This window comes from Micromonospora sp. NPDC005171 (assembly GCF_040608575.1).
GTDB lineage: Bacteria > Actinomycetota > Actinomycetes > Mycobacteriales > Micromonosporaceae > Micromonospora.
Window position 1 is genome coordinate 80,744 of the sequence record NZ_JBEXIM010000007.1, and the last position, 16,849, is coordinate 97,592.

The following is a 16,849-nucleotide window of genomic DNA, read 5'->3' on the forward strand; positions in this document are numbered from 1 at the left end:
CAACCCCCTCAACGCCGCAATTCGGGAGTTGAGGGGCGGAACCCCACATTGACATGCTTTTCCGAGCAGAAGGGGGCGGTGGTCGCAGATGTCCATTCACGACACGACGAGCGTGCTTCCTACCTCCGCGGCGCAGGACGGCCTCTGGTTCCTCGATCGTCTGACGCCCCGGTCCCCGGCGCTGCACCGCTACCGGGCGTACCGGATCTCCGGACCACTCGAGGTCGCCGCGCTGCGGACGGCCTGGACGACGCTTGTCGACCGGCATGAGACCCTGCGCGTCCGCTTCACCGAGTCCGGCCGCGCCGTGCTCGACGAGAGCATGCCCGCCGCGATGTCAGTGGTGGACTGCTCGACCGGTGGGCGCCAGGGCCAGCCGACGGTCGAGGCGTTCCTCGCCGCCGAGGTGGCGGCCCCGTTCCTCCTCGACCGGGGCCCGCTGGCCCGGCTCGCCCTGGCCCGGCTGGCCCCGCTGCGGCACTGCCTGGTGCTCGTCGTGCACCAGATCGTCGCGGACGAGCCCTCGATGTCGACCCTGATCGACGAGCTGGGTCGGCACTACGCCGCGGCGCTCGGCGGCGCACCGGCGCGCCCGATCGGCACGGATGCCGCACCGCGGTTCTCCGAGCACGTGCGCGCCGCACGCGCGGTCGAGGCCGCCGCCCGAGGGGCCGAGAAATGGTGGCGGGAGTCCACCCCGCCGGCGCCGGTCGAGCTGCCCACCGACCGGGACCGGGGCGCCGACGTCGACTGGCGGGCCGGCGTGTACCACTTCGACTGGGGCGTCGAGCTTGCCAACGACGTCCACCGGCTCGCGCTCGACGCCGGCACGGTTCCACTGGCGGTCGTGCTCGCCGCCCTGGAGGTGGTGCTGGCGCGCTACAGCGGGGAACGCCGGGTCGCGGTCGGCACCCGGGTCGGCACCCGGCTCGCGACCACGCCGACCGGGCTGGTCGGGCCGTTCGAGAACCTCGCCCTGATCGACGTCGACCTGACCGGCACGCCGACCTTCCGGGAGCTTGTCGACCAGGTCGCCGGGCGTCTCGACGCGCTGTCCGACCAGCGGCACCTGCCGTTCGGCCGGCTCGTCGAACTGCTCGGCGCACCCCGGGACCCGCGCACCATCCCGCTGGTGAACGTGCTGGTCGACGAGGCCACCGAGGAGCACTCCACCCTGCGCCTGGCGCACACCACGGCGACCCGGCAGGACATCGACCCGCCAGGGACGATCGCCGACCTGGAACTGCGGGTGGCGACCCGGCCGGCGACGACCGGTTCCCTCGCCTACCGCGCCGAGCTGTTCGACGACGAATCCGTCGAACGGATCGCCAACCAGGTGCTGTCCGTCCTCGCCGCCGGGGTCGGCACGCCGGACCTGCCGGCGACCGCCCTGCCGATGGACCAGCCGACACCCGCCGCCGATGAGCTGGGCGGCGACGACCGGATCGCCGACGGGCCGCCTGTCGACGTGCCGGTGCACGAACTGGTGCGGCGGATCGTCGACACCCACCCGGAGCGCCTGGCGGTGCTCGCCGACGGCGGCGGTCTCACGTACGCCGGGCTGTGGTTGCGGGCCCAGGAGATCGCCGCCGCCCTGCTCGCGCGAGGTGCGGGCGGACGGCCGGTGGTGGTGCGGCTCCCGTCCGGACCGGAGCAGACCGCCGCGTTGCTCGGGGTGCTCGCCGCCGGCGCGCACCTGTGCTGGTTCGGCACCGGGGACGTGGGTGGTCGAGGTCGTGCCGTGCTCGCCGACCTGCGTCCCGCGTGTCTGCTGGTCGCCGGTGACCCGGACGACGACGAACTGGCCCGCTGGGCCCGCATCGAACTCGACATCGCCGTGCACGACGTGGCGACCCTGACCGGGGTCGGGGCGCTGCCGACGGTCGACGCCGACGCGGTCGCCTACGTCGCCTACACCTCCGGATCGACCGGACAGCCCAAGGGCATCGCCCAGCCGCACTCGGCGTTCGGCCAGTTCGTCACCTGGCTCGGCACGCGGTTCGAGATGGGCGACGGCGCCCGGGTGGCGCAGTGGGTGGCGCCCGACCACGACCCCGCCCTGTGCGAGGTGTTCGCCACCCTGACCAGCGGCGGCACGCTGTGCCTGCCCGCGCCGGACATCCGGATCCACGGCGAGAAGCTCGTCGACTGGATGGCCAACCGGGAGATCACCCACCTGCAGACCGTGCCGAGTTTCGCCCGCGAACTGCTGCGGGTGGTCACGAGCCGCGCGGACCGGCCCCTGCGCGCCCTGCGGCATCTGCTGCTGATGGGTGAGGCGCTGCCGGGGGAGCTGGTCAACCGGTTGCGCGGCAGCCTGCCCGACGTGCGCCTGGCGAATCTCTACGGGCCGACCGAGACGATCGCGGCCACCTGGCAGCCGATCGACCGACCGGTGGATGGTTCGACGCCGATCGGACGGGCGATTCCCGGCCGCCAGGTGCTCGTCCTCGACGCCGACGAGCGCCCCTGTCCGGCGGGTGTCACAGGCGCCATCGTCATCCGCAGTCCCTTCGTGGCGGCCGGCTATCTTGGCGCGGCCGATCCGTCCACGGCGTTCGCCCCGGTCGGTGGACGGTCCGACATCCGCACCTACCGCACAGGTGATCTGGGCCGTTGGCGCTTCGACGGCGCCCTGGAGTACCGGGGCCGCGAGGATTTCCAGATCAAGGTGTATGGCGTGCGCCTCGAACTGGGTGACGTCGAGGCCGCGCTGCAGACGCACTCCTCGGTACGCGAGTGCGGCGTGGTGGCGGTCCATGGGCCGGACGGGCTGGTCAACCGCCTCGACGCGTACGTCGTGCCGGTCCGACCCGGGGAGGGCTCGCCCGAGGTGTGGCGGGCCCACCTGCGCCAGCGACTCGGCAAGGTGATCCCCGTCGTGTTCCGTGCCGTCGACGGCCGGCTTCCCCGCAACGTCGGGGGCAAGGTCGACCGGCGGCGGCTGCCCGAGCTGGCGCGTTCGGTGGGGGCTGCGACGACGGCGTCGCTGACCGACACCGAGCAGACCCTCGCGGCCCTGTGGGCCGAGGTGGTCGACGCGGGCGTACCGGGCCTCGACGACAGCTTCTTCACGACCGGCGGACGCTCCGCGCTGATCCCGGCTCTGCTCCACCGCGTCTCCGAACGGTTCGGCGTGCACGTGCCGATCCGCGACTTCTACGCCAACCCGTCGCTCCGCACCCTCGCCAACGCTGTCAGCGTCGCCGGCGACGAGGACGGACCACGACGGTAGGCACCGGGCATCGCCCATCCGGGCAGGCCCACAAGACCCGACCTGGCACCACGGCTGTGATGGGGTGAGGACAGTGACAACGAACGAGAACATTGTCGTATTGGACGGCGACACTCTCGATATTCCGGGCATTCGCCGGATCGCCGAGGACGACACCGCCTGCGAGGTGTCGCCGTCGGCGCTCGCACGAGCGGGGAAGAGCCGTGCGATGTTCGAGGACATCGTGCGTCAGGACATCCCGGTGTACGGGGTGACCACCGGCTACGGCGAGATGATCTACATGCTGGTCGACCCCTCCAAGGAGGTCGAACTGCAGACCAACCTGGTGCGGAGCCACAGCGCCGGCGTCGGCCCGCTGTTCGCCCGGGACGAGTCGCGGGCGATCGTGACCGCTCGGCTCAACGCGCTGGCCAAGGGCCACTCCGCGGTACGCCCCGAGTTGCTGGAGCGGCTCGCGCTCTACCTCAACCTGGGCATCACCCCGGCCATCCCGGAGATCGGCTCGCTCGGCGCGAGCGGGGACCTCGCGCCGCTGTCGCACATTGCGTCCACTGTGATCGGTGAGGGCTACGTGCTCGACGGCACCGGCAAGGTGCCCACCGGTCAGGTGTTGCGCAAGCACGGCATCGAGCCGTTGGAGCTGCGTTTCAAGGAGGGGCTCGCGCTGATCAACGGCACGTCGGCGATGACCGGTGTCGGCGCGCTCGTGGCCGACCGGGCCATGACGCAGGTACGCCAGGCGGAGATCGTCACCGCCCTGGTGATCGAGGCGCTGCGGGGCTCGATGAGCCCGTTCCAGCCGGAGGGGCACGACATCGCGCGACCGCATCAGGGGCAGATCGACACGGCGGCCAACCTGCGGACGCTCATGCGCGGCAGCCTGTCCACAGTGGAGCACAGCGAGCTGCGCAAGGAGGTGGCCGCCGGCAAGGAGTCCGGCAAGGACGTCACGCGGACGAAGGTCTACCTGCAGAAGGCGTACTCGCTGCGGGCCATCCCGCAGATCCTGGGCTCGGTGCGGGACACGCTCTACCACGCGATTAACAAGATCGGCATCGAGCTGAACTCGGCGAACGACAACCCGCTCTTCTTCGAGGGCGAGGAGATCTTCCACGGTGCCAACTTCCACGGACAGCCGGTCGCGTTCGTGATGGACTTCCTCACGATCGCGCTGACCCAGCTCGGTGTGCTCTCCGAGCGGCAGTCCAACCGCCTGCTCAACCGGCACCTGAGCTACGGTCTGCCGGAGTTCCTGGTCACCGGTGATCCGGGCCTGAACAGCGGCTTCGCCGGCGCCCAGTACCCGGCGACCGCCCTGATCGCGGAGAACCGCACCATCGGGCCGGCGAGCACGCAGAGCGTCCCGTCCAACGGCGACAACCAGGACGTGGTCAGCATGGGCCTGATCTCCACCCGCAACGCCCGTCGGGTGTTGCGCAACAACGACACGATCCTGGCCCTGGAGTACCTGGCCGCGGCGCAGGCCGTCGACATCTCCAAGCGGTACGGCGACCTGAGCCCGGTCGCCAAGGCCACCTACGACCACGTCCGGTCGATGGTGCCGACGCTGGATCGCGACCGCTACATGGCCGATGACCTGGAGACCGTCACCGCCGCCCTGTCCCGCGGCGAGTTCGCCGCCGCGGCCGCGAGCGCTCAGCAGAGCGACCTACGGTGACCAGGCCCTACACCGGCGCGGAGTACATCGAGAGCCTGCGTGACGATCGCGAGATCTACCTCTACGGCGACCGGGTCAAGGACGTCACGACGCATCCGGCGTTCGCCAACGCGGTACGCATGACAGCGAGGCTCTACGACTCGCTCCACGACCCGGCCACCGCATCGGTGCTCACCGCACCGGTGGACAGCGGCGGCACTGGCTTCACCCACCGGTTCTTCACCACGCCGCACAGCGCCGAGGACCTGGTCGCCGACCAGCAGGCCATCGCGGCGTGGGCCCGGATGAGCTACGGCTGGATGGGGCGCAGCCCGGACTACAAGGCGTCCTTCCTCGGCACCCTCGGCGCGAACGCCGACTTCTACGGCGAGTACGCGGACAACGCCCGGGCCTGGTACCGCCGCTCCCAGGAGCAGGTGCAGTTCTGGAACCACGCGGTCGTGCACCCCCCGGTCGACCGCAACCGGCCGCCCGACGAGGTACGCGACGTGTTCGTCCACGTCGAACGGGAAACCGACTCCGGCCTGATCGTCAGCGGCGCGAAGGTCGTCGCGACCGGCTCCGCGCTGACCCACTTCAACTTCATCTCGCACCACGGAATGCCGGTCAAACGGCGGGAGTTCGCACTGATCGCTACGGTGCCGATGGGCGCCCGCGGGATGAAGCTGATCTGCCGGCCGTCGTACGCCGCCACGGCCGCCGTGATGGGCAGCCCGTTCGACTACCCACTCTCGTCACGGCTGGACGAGAACGACACGGTGCTCATCCTGGACAAGGTCGAGATCCCGTGGGAGAACGTGTTCGTCTACGGCGACCTCGGCAAGGTGCAGATGTTCGGCGGGCGCTCGGGGTTCACCGAGCGGTTCACGTTCCACGGCATGACCCGGCTGGCGGTGAAACTCGAATTCATCGCCGGCCTGCTGGCCAAGGCGTTGGACCTGACCGGTACGAAGGACTTCCGGGGGGTGCAGAGCCGTCTGGGTGAGGTGCTGGCCTGGCGCAACCTCTTCTGGGCGCTGTCCGACGCCGCCGCGCGTAACCCGGTGCCGTGGAAGAACGGGGCGGTGCTGCCGAACCCGGAGTACGGGCAGGCATACCGGTGGTTCATGCAGGTGGGTTATCCCCGGGTCCGCGAGATCATCATGCAGGACGTGGCCAGCGGGCTCATCTACCTCAACTCCAGTGCCGACGACTTCAAGAACCCGGCGATCCGCGGATACCTGGACCAGTACATGCGGGGCTCCGACGGCAGCACCGCGATGGAGCGGGTGAAGCTGATGAAGCTGCTGTGGGACGCGGTCGGCACCGAGTTCGGCGGCCGGCACGAGCTCTACGAGCGCAACTACTCCGGCAACCACGAGAACACCCGGGTGGAGATGTACTTCGCGCAACTCGCCTCGGGGCAGATAGACGGCTACAAGCGGTTCGTCGACGAGTGCATGAGCGAGTACGACATCGACGGCTGGACCGTGCCGGACCTCGCGTCCTTCGATCACCTGCGGTGGGCGCGCAACGATCTCTCCACGACGTGAGGAGCGCTGATGTTGCAGGACAAGGTCGCCGTGGTCGCCGGTGTGGGGCCAGGGCTCGGACGGGCGATCGCGCTCGGCTGTGCCCGGGCCGGTGCCGACGTCGTACTGGCCGCACGTAACGAGTCGGTCCTCGCCGCGGTCGCCAAGGAGGTCGAACAGCTCGGCCGGCGGGCGCTCGCGGCGCCGACCGACCTGACCGACGACGCCGCGGTCGCCGCCCTGGCCGACTCGGCGCTGCAGGCGTTCGGGCGGGTGGACGTGTTGGTGTACAACGCGTTCGCGGCGCCGGCCTTCGCCGACCTCACCGCGATCGACGTCGACGCCGTGCGGGCGAGCCTGGAGACCGACGTGTTCGGCGCGCTGCGGATCACCCAACGGCTGGCCCCGACGCTCACCGAGCACAACGGCGCCATCGTCATGATCAATGCGATGGTGGTACGGCAGTCGAAGCCGTCGTTCGGCGCGTACCGGATGTCGAAGTCGGGCCTGCTCGCGCTGGCGCAGAGCCTCTCGACCGAGCTGGGCCCGTCAGGCGTGCGGGTGAACACGGTGATGCCCAACTACGTCTGGTCCGACGGGCTCCGCGGCTACTTCGCCTACCTGGCCCAGGAGCGCGGCATCACCGAGAAGCAGGTCTACGACGAGACGGCGGCGAGCCTCGACCTGCGTCGCCTGCCGGAGGCGGACGAGGTGGCCAACGCCGTCGTCTTCCTCGCGTCAGACCTGGCCAGCGCCATCACCGGGCAGTGTCTCGACGTGAACGCCGGCGAGCTGCATCGCTGACAGATCGGGGCGCAGCACCTCGGCGCCCCCGAGATAGACGTGCCGCACGGCCGCTCGCGGCCGTGCGGTCAGCACGTGGGCCAGCATCCGCACGACCCGGGGCAGCGCGCCGGGCACGTCGATCTCGGCGGCGCACAACAGGGGTACGTCGTGCAGGCCCAGCTGCCGCGCGGCGACCGCCGGGAAACAGCTCACCAGGTCGGGTGTGGCGGTGAACAGGATGCTGACGAGGTCGTCCGGCGTCAGTCCGTTGCGCCGGACGACCTCGTCGAGCAGGAGCCGCGTACCGGCCCCGACCACGTCCGGACTGTCCCGGTCGACCTGGATCGCGCCCCGGATCGCCCGCAGGGTCGGTGCCGTCATCGTCGTACCCCCGTCGTCAGTGCGTCGCGGCGGCGAACTGGCCGGGCTGGCGGCCCGATCCGGCCGGGCCCCGGTACGCCTGCGCGATGTCCAGCCAGTGCTCGGCGTCCGGGCCGACCGCGCTCAGCCGCAGGTCGTCGCGGTGCCGTCGGCGGGTCACCAGCAGACAGAAGTCGACGGCCGGGCCGCTGATCCGCTGCTCCGCGTCCGGCGGGCCGAACGTCCACGTGGCGCCGGACGGGGCGGTGAGCGTGTAGCCGAACTCCACGTCCGGAACCTCCTCCTCACGGGCCAGGTAACCGAAGTCCCAGGTACGTGCGGCGAACCCGCACAGGTGCCGGATCCGGTCGGTGTGCCGGCGCTCGACGCCGAGCGCGTCGGCGACGTCCTGCCCGTGGCCGAACAGCTCCATCATGCCGGCGCCCGCCAGGATGGCGGCCGGCATCGGACGGACCAGCCACGGCACGATGTCGGTCGGCGCGTGCGCCGCCAACGCCTTCTCCGCGTTCGACCGCTCCTCCTGCCACTTGGCGAACAGCGCCGGCGGTGGGGCGGCGAGGTACGGGGCCATCGCGGCGGCGACGTTGGACTCGAAGCTGCCGCTCATGGAGGAGAGGAACCGGCTGAACGTGTCCGGGTCGGACGCCGAGAGCCCCGCCAGGCGAAACACCGCGGCGAGGTGGGCCACCTGGTGGGCGACCGTCCAGCCGACGGCGGGCGTCTCGGTGCGCCAACCGGCGTCGTCCAGGTCGGCGATCAGCGTGTCGAACGCGTCGCCCTCGCTGACCAGATCGGCGAACACATCGGGCTGTGCTGACATGTGGTTCTTCCTTCCGCTACAGGGCTCGTGTCGGGCCGGGGAAGGGGACACCGGTGTTCCCGCGGCCGGACGGCTGGTGCGCGGTGCGCGCCTGTGGAGCAGGTCGGATCAATCATTGGACGGTCAGCCCCGCGTCGTCGTCTCGCTACGTGCGCGACCTGCGCGGATCCGCCACTGAACGCACTCTCGGAGATGTCCGTCCGGTGGCCGATCGGCCAACCTAATCCCTATGAGCGACCCCACCACGATGAACCCGCGCGAGCTCGCGGTGTTCGTCAGGCAGACCCCCAACGGCGAGCTGCGTCGGCTGATGCACGGCCCGCGGCGGACGGACCTCATCGACGAGATCTTCACCAACATGCCCCAGGTGTTTCGCGCCGATCGTGCCGGCGCGCTCACCGCCGTGATCCACTGGCGGATCGGCGACCGCCCCGACGGCGGCGTCGACGTCTACGAGATGGTCATCGCCGACGGTGCCTGCGTCAGCACACCGGGCAACGGTCGACACCCCGATCTCACGCTCTCGCTGGGTGGGGTCGACTTCCTCAACCTCGTCACGGGCAACGCGCACGCGGTGGCGCTGGTGATGCGCGGTCGCCTCAAGACCAAGGGCGACCTGGCCCTGACCGCGAAGTTCCCCACCCTGTTCGACCCGCCCAGAGGCTGACCGGGCCGCCCGCTTCCGCCGACACCGAGAACGACGCCGATGACTCCCGCAGTCATCGGCGTCGTTCGGCTCGGGTGCGCCGGTCGGGTCAGGCGACGCGGTCGCGCGGGCAGTTCTGGTAGACGGCGAGCAGCCACTCGCCGTCGTGGTTGACGAGAATCCAGGACGCCCGGATGGCCGCCCGGTCGGGCAGCGTCGTCTCGCCGGCCGGGATGACACCACCCTCCGTGATCAGCGCGACCGCACCCGGGGCCAGCGCCTTGATCTCCACCGGCGTGCCGGTGACCCGGGTGCCCTTGAAGGGGCCGCCGAACGCGGTCGACATGAAATCGCGAATGTTGTCCTTGCCCTGGCGGTAGACACCCGGTAGCAACATCGACCCGTCGTCGACGAAGATGTCCGCGAACGCCTGCGCGTCCTGAGCCGCCCACGCTTTGACCAGGCGGCCGGGGACCGCCGCTATGGCCGCCTGGTCGGCGCCGGAGAGGCCGGTCACCAACGGTGCGGAGGAACTGGTGGTCATCGCTGGTCCTCGATTCTTGGATGGTCCCGAAGAGGTCGGTCGGATTTGCATCCCGACGTTGCCGAGGCTAGTGCTGGCAGAAGCCGTTCCGTTCTCCTGGAATGCGCGTTGGTCGCGTCCAACTCGGCATTTTCGAAGAAGACTGCGCACCACTGTTAGCGGCATGCTCGGATGGCCACGACAACCACACTTGAATCCGATCGGGGACTTCGACAGGAGGACAGCCCGTGACCGGGCACCGTCGCGTGATCTCTGGCCTTGTCGTGGACGACGACAACCACCGGGCTTTACCCGGTCAGCCCTCGCCGGGGCTGCTCACCGCCCGCCGCGGTGGCTCATGCCCTGTCCGCGGTGACTCATGCCCTGTCCGCGGCGGCCTCCGCCCGAGCGGGGTGTTCGGATGAGCCCTTGCCGAGCCACTGGTGCACGTAGTGCTCGCGCGCCATCCGGTGCACCGCGGTCATGGCGACCTCCAGCAGCACCGCTCGAACCACCGCGGCCGCTCGATCGACGTCCGCGTCGTCGGCGGGTAGCAGGGCCATCTCCTGTGCCACGAGCTGCTCGGTCATCGCCGCGTACGGTGCGAAGAACTGGATGCTGCAGTCGCAGCCGAGCCGGCGCAGCGCGGCGACGACCTGCGCGAGCTGACCGCGGCCGGCCGCGTCGGGGTGCACCGCCCAGCCCAGCTCGTCGATGAACTGGTCGACGTCGGCGGTGGCGTCGGACAGATCGGCGGCGTCGCCGACGAGTGAGTGCACCACCTCGTAGAGCCCGGCCAGGGGAAGCTGGCGGTCCTCGATGCTCGCGATCAGTTGCCGGACGGTCGACAGGTCGAGCTTCCCGACGTGGGTCAGCGCACGGATGAGTTGCAGGCGGCGCAGATGACGGTCGTCGTAGTCGGCCTGGTTGCGACCGGTGGGTCTACCAGGGGGAAGGAGCCGTTCCCGGAGGTAGTACTTGATTGTGGCGACGGGTAGGCCCGTCTCTTTGCTCAGATAGGAAATGCGCATCGGTTCCCCCAGGTAGACCCGTCATGTCGACCACTCTTCGATGAGCCGGTGTCGTTGAATCACGACCGCGTGCCCGTGCACACCGGAAGCGGGCACGGGCACGGGTGGGTGATTCCGCTCAGGCGGCCGGACGGTCGACCGACCGGGCCGGAAAGCGTGCAGAGAGGATGGTGGCGGCCCGAGCCTTCTCCTGGGCTGCCACGACGCTGAGCGCCACCTTGCGTGCGTCGAGGAGCGCGAGCAGGACCGGTGGGTCCAGGGCCGTTACGGGCTGGAGATTGACATCCACCGTGAGGACGGTGTCGTGGGCGATGGCGAGTGGCCCGTGGGTGGCGACGGAGATGGGACGACTGTGCGGGTCGGTGGCGATCTCCGTGGGATCGCCGGTGACCGACTGGGCCAGCAGGTACCAGGTGCCCGGTGGCACGCCGGTGAAGTGGAACAACCCGGGACCGGACAGGATGGTGCACCGGACCGGCCGGCCCTCGGGTATTCGGTCCGGGAAGAGACCGACGAACACGAGACCCGGGCTGGACGGGTGCACCTGTCCGTGGATGCTGGCTGTCGATGGTGTGCCCGCGGCCGGCGTCGGCGCCACGGGAATGTGTGGGGCGTACCCGGCCAGCTTGCGGTACGCCGTCGGTGACATTCCAACGCTCTTGCTGAAACGCGAGCTGAACGTCCCGACACTGTTGTAGCCGACTCGCACGCTGATGTGTGCGACGTTGAGTGACGTCGAGACCAGCAGATCCTTGGCGCGTTGCAACCGGAGTGCCGACAGAAAACGACCTGGCGACACTCCGGTTGCGCGCTGGAATATCCTGGTGAAGTGGAATTTGCTGAACATTGCCGCTCGGGCCATGTCGCTTACGGTAATTTGCTCGCTGAGGTTCTCGCGCATTGTCTCGATTGCGCGCTTCGCTGCTTCCTCAACCGCGTCCCCCACGATTCCTCCCCAGCAATTCGTGAGAACAACTTGCCGGTCTCACCAAAGGCGTAAACTAATATCTGAGATACGCCTCTTCGGTCACCGTCGGTGTCCCGTTGGTGATGCACCGAGATCCATGTCGACGTTAGTCGATCCCGCCCTCGGCCGCAACACTGCAGATTTGCTTGGATACGGAGCGCAATCGTGGAGTAGGGGGGTCTCCGTGGTAGATAGTGATAGTCTCTAATACAAGCCTAGGAGTTCAGGCAGCTCAAAGGGTGCGTAAAGTTCAATCCTCCGCATTGTCAATATTCGCCCGGAGTATCAACCCGCGGGAGCGGCGACGGCGGGCGCCGTGGCTGGCGCGGGCAGCGTGCCGTTGTAGCTGACCGGAACCCCTCGCGCGCGGGCCGCTGCGACGATTCCCGGCATCGCCCGCTCAGCCAGCGCCGCGATCGTCAGGGCCGGGTTGACGGTGAGGGCGCCGGGCACCGCCGATCCGTCGGTGACGAAGATGCCCGGGTGGTCGCGCAATTCGTGCCGGTCGTCGAGGGCCGAGGTCGCCGGGTCGTCGCCGATTCGGCAGGAGGCGAGCGGATGCACTGTGTACGCGCCGACCAGGTCGTTGGTCCAAGGAGCGACCCGGGCCAGCCCGTCCCGTTCGAGTATGTCCTTTACCTCGGCGTCGGACAACGACCATCCGCGCCAGGTGTTCTTCGTCGGCTCGTAACGCAGCGGGCCCACCCCGAGCATCTGCTGTGACAGCCGATGCGCGTTGCCGGTCTCCGGTGGCGGCCCGAACACGCCCTCGTTGTCGTCCTCCGACATCGTGAAGATCGTCAACCACGACTGCCACTGGCGCAGCATCTCCTTCTTCTCCAGGCCGAACCAGCTCGGCCCGGTCGCGCCCGGAACCTGCGCCAGAATCGTGCCGAGCCCGGGCGGGAAGTAGAGCTGTTCCAAGGAGAAGCGCTCGTATTCGGGAAGTGAGCCGTCGAGCTTGTCCCAAGAGGCGACAGTGGGGCCGCGTCCGATCTGATAAGCGGAGTACGCGCGTCCGTCGGGTCGGCTCAGGCCGAGCACGTCGCGCACCTTTTCTTCATCGAAAATGGCGGTATTCAGCCTTTCGCCGTTACCCGAGAAATATCGACCAACTGCGTGTGGCATTTTTCCGAGGTGTGGCTCCGAACGTTGCAGAATGACTGGAGTGGCACCGGATCCGGCGGCGACCACGACAATCTTCGCGTCAATCTCGCCGGATCCGTGCAGAATTCTGTAGTCCTCCCCGTCAACAACCCGGTAATGCACTCGATATCCACCGTCGGATGTCCGGGACAGATGCTGCACCTCGTGCAGCGGGCGGATTTCGGCACCGTGGTCGAGAGCCGCCGGCAGATAGTTGAGCAACAGCGAGCGTTTGGCGTCGAACCGGCAGCCGGCCATCATCCAGTTGCAGTTCGTGCAGAGGTCGACGTCGATCGCTGCCGGCGCCGGGTTGGCGGTCCGTCCGGCGTGCCGGCACGCCGCCCCCCAGAGCCCGCCGGCATAGGGGATGCGGTCCCAGGTCTGCTGGGTGATCGGTAGCGCCTCCGCCACCCGGTCATACCACGGGTCGAGCGTGTCGCGGTTGATCGCCGCCGGCCACATCCGGCGGCCGATGCTGCCCTGCCGCTCGAAGACGAAGCGGGGCGCCCGTGGCATCGTCGCGAAGTAGACCACGCTGCCGCCGCCCACGCAGTTGCCGCCCAGGATGCTCATTCCGTCGCCCACGACGAAGTCGAAGATCCGGGTGTACGACTTGCCGAGTTCGAAGTCGTGGTCGAACTCGTCCGCGCGCAGCCAGGGCCCGCGCTCCAACACCACCACCCGGGCGCCACCGGCGGCGAGGTGGTAGGCCGCGATCGCGCCGCCGAACCCGCTGCCGATGACGAGGATGTCGGTCGATTCCGTCGCGGTCATGCGGGACTCCCCGTCACTGTCGTCTGTGGATGGTGGTCGGCGAGTTGCCGTCCGTAGCTGAACTCCGGAAACCGGTAGATCCCGTCGGCGTTCGGTTGGGAATAGCCGATGGTGAGAAGCCCCGGATGGCCGGTCGCGAAGGCCGTCGGCGTGCTCATGTGTGCCGCGCTGTCAAAGGCCATGTTGCAGAAGAGGGCAAGGCTCACCCACATCTGCTTCTCGGGATGGCCGGGGTCGGTAAGGATGCGCACCAGCGCCGTGCGGTGGTCGAAGGGCAGCGCCACGAACGACGGCACCGACGCATCCAGACTGAGCCCGGTTTCGTGCGCGTAATCGTCGGCGTGCTCGTTCAGGGTCACCGCGAGGGAATCGATCGCTTCGGCCAGACCGCCGGCGGGCAGCTCCAGTAGTGCGAGCGCGCCGGCCGCGACCGCGCCGGCACCGGTTGCGGCGCCCGCGATCGCCCGATCGTCCGGCCAGCGTTTCTCTCCTGGAATGATCGTGTCGGCAAAAGCCTCGATCGTGATGGTCTTGTCTGGAACTTCCACGAAATGCCTCCAGGCCGCAGATTCATCGCTGCGGACATTGTGTTCCTGTCGCGATCCGTGCCGTTCTTCCGTCGTGCCGTCGGCCGACCGCGCACGCCTGAAGACGAACCGCCGGGGCGCCCGCGTGCACGATGGAACAAACCTTGGGAGGTACGAGCGACATGCCGATGCTGGGTGCGATCCGCCGGATGGCGCTGACGCCGTCGCTGGCCGACGTCACGTTCGAAGGCCGGGGCTTCCCGGTCAGGCCGAGCCCGACTACCGAGCGTCTGGAGGCGATCCCACAGGCGGTGATCTGCGGCTTCGAGTGGGGTATCGAGGCGCGTGACCAGTGGGAACTGGAGCGACGACTGGAACTGGTCGACCAGGAGCAGCGCGGCTTCGCCTACGAGGGCGCCGCCATGGCACTGACGGTCCGCGACGTCATGCCGGGCGGGCGGCGCCACCAGGCCCGGGACCTGCTACGCGGCCCCGGCCTGCCGCACACCTTCCTGACCTACATCGGGATCGGCTTCGCGATGGCCCGGCTGCCCCGTCCACTGTGGAAAAACGTGCTGCCGGACCTGACCGGCACCCCCTACTACCCGACCATGAGCTGGTTGGCCGTCGACGGCTACGGCTTCGACCGTGCCTACTTCGAGACCGACCGGTGGGTGGGGCAGCAGCGCCCGCTGCCGCCGTACCCGTGGCTCGGCCGCGCCGACTACTTCCCCCGCGCCGTCGACCAGGGAATCGGTCGCGCGCTGTGGTTCATCCACGGCGGTGAACCCGCCGACGTCACGGCGGCCGTCGAACGGTTCGCCCCGGAGCGGCGGGCCGACCTGTGGAGCGGGGTCGGTCTGGCGGCGACGTTCGCCGGCGGCGCCACACCCGAGGGACTGCGGCATCTGCGCACCGCCGCCGGTGCGCACCGCGACCACCTCGGGCAGGGTGCGGTCTTCGCCGCGAAGGCGCGTACCTTCGCCGGCTACCTGCCCGAACACAGCGAGGCGGCTGTCACCATCCTCGCCGGCCTGCCCGCCGAAAAGGCCGCGGTGCTGGCCGACGAGGTCGCGGCCGTGGGTTTCGCCGACACCGAGGAGCCCGACTACGAGGTGTGGCGCCACCGGATCCGGGCCCGCCTCGCCGCTATTCATCACGAGGACAGGAGGGTTCGATGAGCGTTTGGCGCAGCCTGCGACGCAGGGTGCTGACGCCCGACGTCGCGGCCACCAGGATGGACGTCCGCGGCTTCCATGTGAAGTCCGACGCCGGGCGGGAGCGGCTGGAAACCGTCGGCCGCACATTCCTCGCCGGGTACGCGTTCGCGGCCGAGGCGAAGCGGCCCACGGATGCGGAGCCGTCGCTTGAACGGGTGCCGGCCGGCTATCGCGGCTTCGCCTACGAGGGCGCCGCGATGGCCCTGGCGATGCGCGACGGGTTGCCCGGCGGCGGGACCCGGCACGTCGCCGACTTCCTCGACGGGCGGGCACGACACCACGTCTACATGGTCTACGTCGGGGTGGGCTGGGCGATGGCCCGACTGCCCCGTTTCCGTTGGTCCACCCTGTACGCCCCCGACCCGCTGCTGCGCTGGCTGGTCCTCGACGGCTACGGATTCCATCAGGCCTACTTCGTCACCAAACGCTATGTGCACCAGCAGTTCCGCGACGAACGCTTCCCGTGGCCGGGCCACCCGTACGCCAACAACGCCATCGACCAGGGCATCGGGCGGGCGTCGTGGTTCGTCGGCGGCACCGACCCCGAGAGGGTGGCCGGTCTGCTCAACCGCTTCCCGGTGGCGAGGCGACCCGACCTGTGGGCGGGCACCGGCCTCGCCGCGGCCTACGCGGGCGGCGCGTCGGACACCGAACTGCGCCGGTTGCGGGACCTGGCCGGCCCGTACCGTCCGCAGCTCATGCAGGGCGCCGCCTTCGCAGCGGCGGCCCGGGTCAAGGCCGACCTCGTTCAGCCGCACACCGAGCTGGCGACTGAGCTGCTCTGCGGCATGTCGCCGGCCAGCGCCTCGAAGGTCACCGACGAGGCGCTTGCCGACCTTCCCGCTGACGGGCAGGCGCCGGCGTTCGCGCTCTGGCGCGAGCGCATCGCCGCGGCCATGGTCGCCAACTTCGGCAGTTGATCTGCGACAAGGGGCCCCGCCATCAGGCGGGGCCCCTTGCGCTTGTGTGGTGCAGCCTGCCGGTCACCTACGCGGACCATGATCAGCCGCTGGCCTTGTGGGTGGTTGCCGGCGCCGCCGGAAAGATCACGGACGGGTGTCCGGTGTGTCGGACGCGGCCTGGTAGGGCCGGCGGAGGTACAGCAGTGCCAGCACGACCACCACGGCCAGCCCGTCGACGAAGAGCAGGAAGGCGCTCATCGGGTCGATCGAGTGTTGGTGCGCGGCGAGCGCGTCGGCGGTGGCCTGCCGGACGACCTGGGACGGCGCCGGAGGTGCCACCCCGGTGCCCACGCTGAACCGCAGGCTTCCGGTGGCCTCGCCCCCGTCGGCAAGCGCCATGTGGAAGGCGACGGTCAGGTTGCCCGGCCGGGCGACGGTGATCGGCACGGTCACCGTGCGCTCCGGGCCCTGCCGTGCGTCGCCCGACTGGATCGGGTTGCCCGCGTCGTCGAGCACGGCGATGTGGGAGAGCGTCAGGTCCGGCGCGTCGGAGAACGTGAGCGCGACGGCCGCGGGCGCCGCCGGAACGGCGGCACCCGCGGCAGGGTCGCTGGTGACCAGACCGCCGTCGGCGGCGGCCGGCGACGCGACGCTCGAAAGCAGGAGGACGAAGAGCAGCAGCGCCCCACCTCGGCGGACCAC

At 69.7% G+C, this 16,849-nt stretch carries 15 protein-coding genes; 7 read left to right on the forward strand and 8 right to left on the reverse strand.

Annotation, left to right across the window (positions count from 1 at the left end):
• Positions 1-88 precede the first annotated feature (88 nt).
• The 4 genes from ABZU74_RS12785 (at position 89) to ABZU74_RS12800 (ending at position 7,228) form a co-directional block, all read left to right on the forward strand.
• On the forward strand, positions 89-3,235 hold the full coding sequence (locus ABZU74_RS12785) for an AMP-binding protein (protein WP_355422111.1): 3,147 nt from the start codon (positions 89-91) through the stop codon (positions 3,233-3,235).
• A 73-nt stretch (positions 3,236-3,308) separates the two neighbouring features.
• Entirely contained in the window at positions 3,309-4,913 is a 1,605-nt protein-coding gene (gene cmdF, locus ABZU74_RS12790; RefSeq protein ID WP_355422114.1) for a tyrosine 2,3-aminomutase, read from the forward strand.
• The gene (locus ABZU74_RS12795) at positions 4,910-6,445 is read left to right on the forward strand and encodes a 4-hydroxyphenylacetate 3-hydroxylase N-terminal domain-containing protein (protein ID WP_355422117.1); all 1,536 of its coding nucleotides are present in this window, start codon (positions 4,910-4,912) and stop codon (positions 6,443-6,445) included. Before cmdF ends, ABZU74_RS12795 begins: the two co-directional genes overlap by 4 nt.
• A 6-nt stretch (positions 6,446-6,451) precedes the next feature.
• Positions 6,452-7,228, forward strand: a complete 777-nt coding sequence (locus ABZU74_RS12800) for an SDR family oxidoreductase (RefSeq protein WP_355422435.1) — start codon at positions 6,452-6,454, stop codon at positions 7,226-7,228.
• Here ABZU74_RS12800 and aroH read toward each other — a convergent pair.
• Both aroH and ABZU74_RS12810 read right to left on the reverse strand, forming a co-directional pair.
• A complete protein-coding gene (gene aroH, locus ABZU74_RS12805) occupies positions 7,163-7,591 on the reverse strand; it encodes a chorismate mutase (protein WP_355422120.1) in 429 nt (142 codons plus the stop codon). The two genes, ABZU74_RS12800 and aroH, sit on opposite strands and share 66 nt — an antisense overlap.
• Before the next feature lie 16 nt (positions 7,592-7,607).
• Complete coding sequence (locus tag ABZU74_RS12810) at positions 7,608-8,411, reverse strand: TIGR03084 family metal-binding protein (protein WP_355422123.1); 804 nt, start codon at positions 8,409-8,411, stop codon at positions 7,608-7,610.
• A gap of 229 nt (positions 8,412-8,640) precedes the next feature.
• On the opposite strand from ABZU74_RS12810, the gene ABZU74_RS12815 reads away from it, so the two are divergent.
• A complete protein-coding gene (locus ABZU74_RS12815; RefSeq protein WP_355422126.1) occupies positions 8,641-9,078 on the forward strand; it encodes an SCP2 sterol-binding domain-containing protein in 438 nt (145 codons plus the stop codon).
• Between the two features lie 88 nt (positions 9,079-9,166).
• Here the strand turns inward: ABZU74_RS12815 and ABZU74_RS12820 are convergent, their stop codons facing one another.
• The 5 genes from ABZU74_RS12820 to ABZU74_RS12840 all read right to left on the reverse strand — a co-directional run bounded on the left by ABZU74_RS12820 (position 9,167) and on the right by ABZU74_RS12840 (position 14,046).
• Positions 9,167-9,601: an SgcJ/EcaC family oxidoreductase gene (locus ABZU74_RS12820; RefSeq protein WP_355422129.1), complete on the reverse strand. Its 435-nt coding sequence runs from the start codon at positions 9,599-9,601 to the stop codon at positions 9,167-9,169.
• A gap of 356 nt (positions 9,602-9,957) precedes the next feature.
• Positions 9,958-10,611, reverse strand: a complete 654-nt coding sequence (locus tag ABZU74_RS12825) for a MerR family transcriptional regulator (RefSeq protein ID WP_355422132.1) — start codon at positions 10,609-10,611, stop codon at positions 9,958-9,960.
• A gap of 118 nt (positions 10,612-10,729) precedes the next feature.
• On the reverse strand, positions 10,730-11,557 hold the full coding sequence (locus ABZU74_RS12830) for an AraC family transcriptional regulator (RefSeq protein WP_355422135.1): 828 nt from the start codon (positions 11,555-11,557) through the stop codon (positions 10,730-10,732).
• A 306-nt stretch (positions 11,558-11,863) separates the two neighbouring features.
• Positions 11,864-13,498, reverse strand: coding sequence for a GMC family oxidoreductase (locus ABZU74_RS12835; RefSeq protein WP_355422138.1), 1,635 nt, complete (start codon positions 13,496-13,498; stop codon positions 11,864-11,866).
• The gene (locus tag ABZU74_RS12840) at positions 13,495-14,046 is read right to left on the reverse strand and encodes a DUF5987 family protein (RefSeq protein WP_355422141.1); all 552 of its coding nucleotides are present in this window, start codon (positions 14,044-14,046) and stop codon (positions 13,495-13,497) included. Before ABZU74_RS12840 ends, ABZU74_RS12835 begins: the two co-directional genes overlap by 4 nt.
• 161 nt (positions 14,047-14,207) lie before the next feature.
• Between ABZU74_RS12840 and ABZU74_RS12845 the strand changes: the two genes are divergently transcribed.
• Positions 14,208-15,206: a DUF1702 family protein gene (locus ABZU74_RS12845; protein WP_355422144.1), complete on the forward strand. Its 999-nt coding sequence runs from the start codon at positions 14,208-14,210 to the stop codon at positions 15,204-15,206.
• Positions 15,203-16,165 carry a DUF1702 family protein gene (locus ABZU74_RS12850; protein ID WP_355422147.1) on the forward strand — a complete coding sequence of 321 codons (963 nt, stop codon included), beginning with the start codon at positions 15,203-15,205 and terminating at the stop codon, positions 16,163-16,165. Before ABZU74_RS12845 ends, ABZU74_RS12850 begins: the two co-directional genes overlap by 4 nt.
• Positions 16,166-16,291: 126 nt before the next feature.
• Here the strand turns inward: ABZU74_RS12850 and ABZU74_RS12855 are convergent, their stop codons facing one another.
• Positions 16,292-16,849, reverse strand: a complete 558-nt coding sequence (locus ABZU74_RS12855; protein ID WP_355422149.1) for a copper resistance protein CopC — start codon at positions 16,847-16,849, stop codon at positions 16,292-16,294.